This window comes from Marivita sp. (genome assembly GCF_017643905.1).
Lineage (GTDB): Bacteria > Pseudomonadota > Alphaproteobacteria > Rhodobacterales > Rhodobacteraceae > Marivita.
This window is the reverse complement of record NZ_JAEPMO010000192.1, coordinates 1-6,724: the sequence shown is the minus strand read 5'-3', so window position 1 is coordinate 6,724 and position 6,724 is coordinate 1. Positions and strand designations below refer to the sequence as shown.

The 6,724-nt window shown below is 59.5% G+C and carries 6 protein-coding genes and 1 pseudogene; all 7 read left to right on the top strand.

Translation table 11 applies throughout. From position 1 onward, the window contains the following. Nucleotides 1-111, top strand: a pseudogene (locus tag JJ869_RS20965) (ribosome recycling factor); the annotation flags it as partial. Nucleotides 112-137: 26 nt separating this feature from the next. Further along, nucleotides 138-863 carry an isoprenyl transferase gene (locus JJ869_RS20960; protein ID WP_292270368.1) on the top strand — a complete coding sequence of 242 codons (726 nt, stop codon included), beginning with the start codon at nt 138-140 and terminating at the stop codon, nt 861-863. Continuing rightward, nucleotides 860-1,648, top strand: a complete 789-nt coding sequence (locus JJ869_RS20955) for a phosphatidate cytidylyltransferase (RefSeq protein WP_292270364.1) — start codon at nt 860-862, stop codon at nt 1,646-1,648. The genes JJ869_RS20960 and JJ869_RS20955 overlap by 4 nt, the downstream gene beginning before the upstream one ends. After that, a complete protein-coding gene (gene dxr / locus JJ869_RS20950; protein WP_292270361.1) occupies nt 1,645-2,817 on the top strand; it encodes a 1-deoxy-D-xylulose-5-phosphate reductoisomerase in 1,173 nt (390 codons plus the stop codon). Before JJ869_RS20955 ends, dxr begins: the two co-directional genes overlap by 4 nt. Nucleotides 2,818-2,820: 3 nt before the next feature. Beyond that, nucleotides 2,821-4,164: an RIP metalloprotease RseP gene (gene rseP / locus JJ869_RS20945; protein WP_292270359.1), complete on the top strand. Its 1,344-nt coding sequence runs from the start codon at nt 2,821-2,823 to the stop codon at nt 4,162-4,164. A 119-nt stretch (nt 4,165-4,283) separates the two neighbouring features. Continuing rightward, on the top strand, nt 4,284-4,442 hold the full coding sequence (locus JJ869_RS20940; RefSeq protein ID WP_292270357.1) for a hypothetical protein: 159 nt from the start codon (nt 4,284-4,286) through the stop codon (nt 4,440-4,442). Nucleotides 4,443-4,640: 198 nt separating this feature from the next. Next, the coding region (gene bamA, locus JJ869_RS20935) for an outer membrane protein assembly factor BamA (protein WP_292270370.1) at nt 4,641-6,724 on the top strand (2,084 nt) is incomplete at its 3' end.

The following is a 6,724-nucleotide window of genomic DNA, read 5'->3' as shown; positions in this document are numbered from 1 at the left end:
GAGGATGAGCAGAAATGCTGGGAAGACGAAGTGCAGGAACTGACCGATTCGTTTAGAAAAAAGATGGACGCTGCTTGGGAGACAAAGCAGGAAGAGATCATGCAGGTCTGAGACCTCTTAGGAAGGACCGTAGCCCGATGGCTCAGCGCACAGCGAAAGATGACGGCCCACGCCATGTGGCGATCATCATGGATGGCAACGGTCGCTGGGCTACCCAGCGTGGCCGTCCGCGCCTGTTCGGGCATCAGGCGGGCGCGCGCCGTGTGCGCGAGATTGTCGAAGCCTGCCCTGATCTTGGGGTGGATTATCTCACCGTTTTTGCCTTCTCGACCGAGAACTGGAAACGCACGCAGTCCGAGGTTGCTGGGCTGATGAACCTGTTTCGCCGCTACATCACGCGTGAAGCCAAGTCGCTCAAGGCGAATGATATCTGCGTGCGCTTCATCGGCGACCGGGTGCGGCTCGATAAGAAACTCGTTTCGATGATGGACGAGCTTGAGGCGCTGACGGCGAATTGTCAGACGGTCAACCTGACCATCGCGATCAACTATGGTGGCCGTGACGAAGTGGCCCGCGCGACAAAGCGGCTCGCCCGTGACGTGGCAGAAGGGCGGTTGAGCCCTGACGATGTGGATGAAGAAACGCTGCCAAAGTATTTGGATACCTGCGTTTTGTCAGATCCTGATCTTGTGATCCGCACAAGCGGAGAAGCACGCATCTCGAACTTCCTGCTGTGGCAGTCGGCGTATTCGGAATACGAATTCATCGACACGCTCTGGCCGGATTTCACCGCCGACGAATTCCGTTCGGTTGTTGGCGGGTTCGGCACCCGCGAACGCCGCTTCGGCGCTGTGGTGGCATGACGTCAGGCAAGTGGGACGACCTTGCCCCACGGCTGATCTCGGCCGTGGCGATGGTTGGCATTGGCGCACTTGGCGTCTGGCTGGGCGGTCTGTGGTTTCATGGCCTGATCGCAATTGTCGTCGGGCTGATGGTCTGGGAACTGGTGACCATGCTGGACACCGGGCGCAGCAAATCCCCGATCATTCTGGCGGTCGTGGCAGGTCTGGCGTCGATGATCGCCGTAGAGATCCCCGCGTCGCTTGCACTTCCTTTGCTCATGATGCCGTCGATGCTGGGCCTGGGCCGGATGGAGCGGGGTGGTGTGACCTATGCCGTGTTCACCGCACTGATTTTGCTGGCCGGATATGGCCTGATGACCTTGCGCGACGACTTTGGCCTGACGTGGATGGTCTGGCTTCTGCTGGTGGTCGTGGTCACGGACATCGCGGGTTACTTTGCAGGGCGGCTGATCGGTGGGCCAAAACTTTGGCCGCGTGTCAGCCCGAAGAAAACGTGGTCCGGTACGGTGGCCGGCTGGGCCGGATCGTCTGTGGTCGCGGTGCTCTTTGCCGGGGCGACAAGCGCAGGATTGGGTTTGATCGGTGTCAGCATCGCCGTCAGTATGGCCAGCCAGATCGGGGATATCGCCGAAAGCGCCATCAAGCGTCGGGCTGGGGTCAAGGACAGCTCAAAGCTTATTCCCGGTCACGGCGGCTTGCTGGATCGGTTTGACGGAATGCTGGGAGCGGCGCTGTTCATCGTGATCGCGGGCCAGCTTGTCGGATTTCCACCGGGGACCCAATGAGGCGGATCACGATCTTTGGGGCCACGGGCTCTATCGGACAGAACACTCTGGACCTGATCGGTCGGGACCCTGATGCGTATCAGGTCGTCGCCCTGACGGGGGACCAGAACATTGCGCAGCTTGCGCGTGACGCGGTTGCCTTCAAGGCCGAACTGGCTGTTTCGGCCGATCCCGCACGGCTGGGTGACCTGCAGGCTGCATTGGACGGAACGGGAATCGAAGCCGCCGCCGGACCTTCCGCGTTGATCGAAGCGGCAAGCCGCCCCGCCGACTGGATCATGTCCTGCATTGTCGGCTCTGCCGGTCTTGCACCGGGCCTGCGGGCTCTTGAACAAGGCACAAGCCTTGCGCTTGCGAACAAGGAAAGCATGGTATGCGCCGGGCCACTCATGTTGGCGACGGCCAAGGCGCATGGTGCCGCGATCCTTCCGGTGGACAGTGAACATTCTGCTGTGTTCCAGGCGCTGATTGGCGAAGACATGAGCGCGGTGGAACGGGTCATCATCACGGCTTCGGGTGGCGCATTCCGCGACTGGCCAATTGAAGAATTGGCCAAGGCCACACCCGAACAGGCGGCAACCCACCCGAACTGGGCTATGGGGCAACGGATCACCATCGACAGTGCCTCCATGTTTAACAAGGCACTGGAACTGATTGAAACACGTGAGTTTTTCCAGATTGATCCGTCGAAAATTGAAGCGGTGGTGCATCCGGAATCGATGATCCATGCGCTGGTGGGATTCAGCGATGGCGCGTTGATGGCGCATGTCGGACCTGCGGATATGCGTCACGCGATTGGCTTTGCGCTGCACTATCCCGACCGCAAGTCGCTTCCGGTCGAAAGGCTCGATCTGGTCAAGCTGGGACAGCTCACGTTCCGACCCGCGGACGAGACCCGCTGGCCTGCGTTGCGCCTTGCCCGAGAGGTCATGGCGACAGGCGGTTTGGCGGGGGCGTGTTTCAACGCCGCAAAGGAACGTGCGCTCGACGGGTTCATCGCAAAACGCATCGGTTTTCAGCAGATTGCCGTTGTCGTGGAAGAGGTATTGTCCCGAGTTTCGGCCCATCCGGGTCACATTGATGCCGCCATCACCCTTGATAACGTCATCGATCTAGACCATCTCGCTCGTGTACGGGCAGATGAAATCATGAACGAATTAGAGGGTTGAGCCTTGGATATTGCAGCGTTGCTGCCGCAGTTTGGTAGTGTGATTTGGACCCTCCTGGCCTTCGTGGTCGCCCTGTCGATCATCGTGGCCATCCACGAATACGGCCATTACATCGTCGGGCGCTGGTCGGGCATTGATGCCGATGTGTTCTCGCTCGGCTTTGGCCCGGTGCTGTTCTCACGTGTCGACAAACGCGGCACGAAATGGCAAGTCGCGCTTCTTCCACTGGGTGGCTACGTCAAGTTCAAAGGCGACAGCAACGCCTCTGGCGGCAAGGACGAAGCGGCGATGTCCGTTCTGTCAGACGCAGAACGCAGGCGTACGATGAATGGCGCACCGCTTTGGGCGCGCGCGGCCACTGTCGCCGCAGGCCCGGCGTTCAACTTTGCCCTGTCGATCCTCATCTTCACGACCATCCTCATGCTACGGGGCGAAGTCACCGATCCTGTCAAGGTTGGCGAATTGCGTGCGGTTCCGGCGCAGAACGAACTTCAGGTGGGTGACATCCTCTTGGGGATCGAAGGCGTTGATCTTCCGCCATATGGCGAATCCTCCAGCTTCCAGTCGTTCCTCGACGACCTGCCGGTCCAAGAGCATCTTGACTACACCGTGCAACGGGGCGACGAGACGCTGGTGGTGCAGGGGCCCTATGTCTATCCGCCCGTGGCGACCCAGATCATACCACGCTCGGCCTCCGATGATGCCGGGTTCCGGGCCGGTGACATCATTGTCTCTATCAACGGGGAACCGATCTACGCGTTCGAGCAACTGCGCGAGGCGGTCGAAGGATCGGACGGCGCGACCCTCAGACTCGAGGTGTGGCGTGACGGCGATATCCGCGTTCTGGAAATGACCCCACGCCGCACGGATGAACCGCAGCGTGATGGAACCTTCGCTACCAATTACCGGATCGGCATCGTCGGCGGCATGTTCTTTGAACCCGCCACTGAAATGACAGGCCCGGTCAGTGCCCTTGTGTCGGGGGTTCAACAGACTGTCCGCATCATCGACGGATCGCTGTCCGGCCTGTGGTATATGATTACCGGAGCGATCGGCACCTGCAACCTGTCCGGACCGATTGGAATCGCTGAAACCTCGGGATCGATGGCGTCGCAGGGCACCACCAACTTTATCTGGTTCATTGCAGTGCTCAGCACGGCGGTTGGCCTGCTGAACCTGTTTCCGATTCCCGTTCTGGATGGCGGCCACCTGGTGTTTCACGCCTATGAAGCTGTGACCGGGCGCCCGCCCAGCGACAAAGCGCTGCGCGTCTTGATGGCCATTGGACTGACGCTGTTGCTGTCGCTGATGCTGTTCGCACTCTACAACGATCTGTTCTGCCCGTAGGGCCAGAAAAACCCGTCACAACAGGGACGATTTCACAGAATCGTCCCGTTTTGCGCCCGAATGCTGACACATTTCCCCGGCATTTCTTGCAGTGGAACCAAAAGCATCCGAGGTGCAACATGCAAACGATTCAAGACGGCTACCGGTCGTTCAGCCTGCTGATCTCCATCAACTGGGATCGGATGTTTTACGTGTTTGCAATCGCCGCTTCCCTGTTTCTGGGTGCCTATCTCGGCACGCTCATGATCGAAGCAATGACACACCCCGTCGGCTATTGACCAAAGCGGGTTCTGCGCTTTTGACAAGCTAGGGCAATCTGGGTACTCACGTTCCAAAAGGGATGTCTGAGTAGGTTGCCAACAATGACACAAAAAACAGGCGAGCAGGTCACGCGGCACATTTCGCGTAAATCGTCGGTCCGTCCATTTCTCATAGCGGCGTCCGTTGCACTGGGGGTCGGCATCGCGTCACCCAACATGGCGACGGCGCAGGACTTCCGCTTTACCGCGATTTCGGTCGAGGGAAATCAACGGATCGAGGCAGGCACCATCGCCAGCTTCCTCGGCGTGGCGCGGGGGGAAGCCATCTCCGCAGCTGAACTGAATGACGGGTATCAGCGGGTTCTCGCCTCTGGTCTCTTCGAGACCGTTGAGATCGAACCGCGCGGCAACACGCTTGTGGTGCGTGTCGTGGAATACCCGACGGTGAACCGCATCACGTTTGAGGGTAACCGACGTCTGGACGACGAAGCGCTCGCCGCGATCGTGCAATCGCAATCGCGCCGCGTCTTCAGCCCCTCAACAGCCGAAGCAGACGCGACTCGCATCACAGAAGCCTATTCTCAGCAGGGTCGCATCGCCGCCCGTGTGCAGCCCAAGGTCATCCGCCGCTCCGACAACCGCGTCGATCTGGTGTTCGAAGTCTTCGAAGGCGGCGTGTCCGAGATCGAGCGCATCGGGTTTGCCGGCAATCAGGCATTCAGCGATCGCCGCCTGCGCCGTGTACTGGAGACCAAACAGGCGGGCATCTTCCGCGCTTTGATCCGTTCTGACACTTTCATCGAGGACCGGATCGAGTTTGACCGCCAGGTTTTGCGCGATTTCTACCAATCCCGCGGCTATGTCGATTTCCGCACCACGGACGTCAACGCCGAACTCAGCGAAGAGCGGGATGGATATTTCATCACCTTCAACGTCGAGGAAGGTCAGCAGTTCAAATTCGGTGAAGTGACCGTGTCGTCCGACTTGGCGGAAGTGGATGCCGATGTCTTCCAGCAGGCCATCCGCCTGCGCTCGGGGCGCACCTATTCGCCGACAGCCGTGGAAACCGAGATCGCGCGTCTTGAACGTCTGGCCATCATCGAAGGCCTGAACTTTGTTCGCGTCGAGCCGCGTGTCACCCGCAATGACCGTGACCTGACGCTTGATGTGGAGTTCCTGCTCACACGCGGCGAACGCATTTTTGTCGAACGCATCGACATCGAAGGCAACACCACCACGCTTGACAGTGTCGTGCGTCGCCAGTTCCGCGTTGTCGAAGGCGACCCGTTCAATCCGCGGCAAATCCGCGAAAGCGCTGAACGTGTCCGCGCCCTTGTCTTCTTCGAAGATGCGCAGGTTGAAGCCCGCGAAGGGTCGACACCGCAGCAGGTCATTATCGACGTGGATGTCGAAGAACGCCCGACAGGGTCGCTCAGTTTCGGCGGCTCCTATTCGACCAGCGGCGGGTTTGGTGCCACGGTCTCGTTCAGCGAACGCAACTTCCTTGGACGGGGACAACAGCTTTCGCTTGGCGTGACTACAGGCGTCGATTCGTCGAACTACAGCTTCAGCTTTACCGAGCCGTCCTTCCTTGGCAGGGATGTGGCCTACACGTTCAGCGTTGATTATCTGGAGACCGACAACGCATCTGCGGAATATGACACCGCGATCGGGAATTTTGCGACCGGGTTCAGTTTCCCGGTCTCGGAAAACGGTCGACTGAGCGTCCGCTACGGGGCACGCTATTCCGAAATCACCAATCTCAACGAGTCGGTGGGCCAGATCATCACGGCAGAAGCTGCCCGTGGCGAAGTCTGGGACAGCTTTGTCGGCTACCGCTACAGCTATGACACCCGCCGCACCGGCCTCAATCCGAACGCAGGGGTTCTGTTGGAATTCGGCCAGGACTTTGCCGGTCTCGGTGGCGATAGCACTTACATCGAATCCACGCTTCGCGCCGTGGCGCAGACGAAAATCCTCAATGATGAAGTGACGCTCCGCGCGACATTGCAGGCCGGTGCGCTCAGCTATTCTGAGGGATCGTCCCGCGTGACCGACCGTTTCTCGCTGGGGTCGAACCTGATGCGAGGCTTCGAAGGCGGCGGGATCGGTCCGCGCGAAGTTGGACCGGGAGATGTGAATGACCCGCTGGGCGGCAACTACTTTGCCGTTGCCCGGTTCGAAGCCGAATTCCCGCTGCCTTTGCCCGAAGAGTACGGAATCTCGGGTGGGATATTCTATGACGTGGGCAGCCTTTGGGGTCTCGAAGAAACCAATTCGAATGTGCTCTACGAAGACTT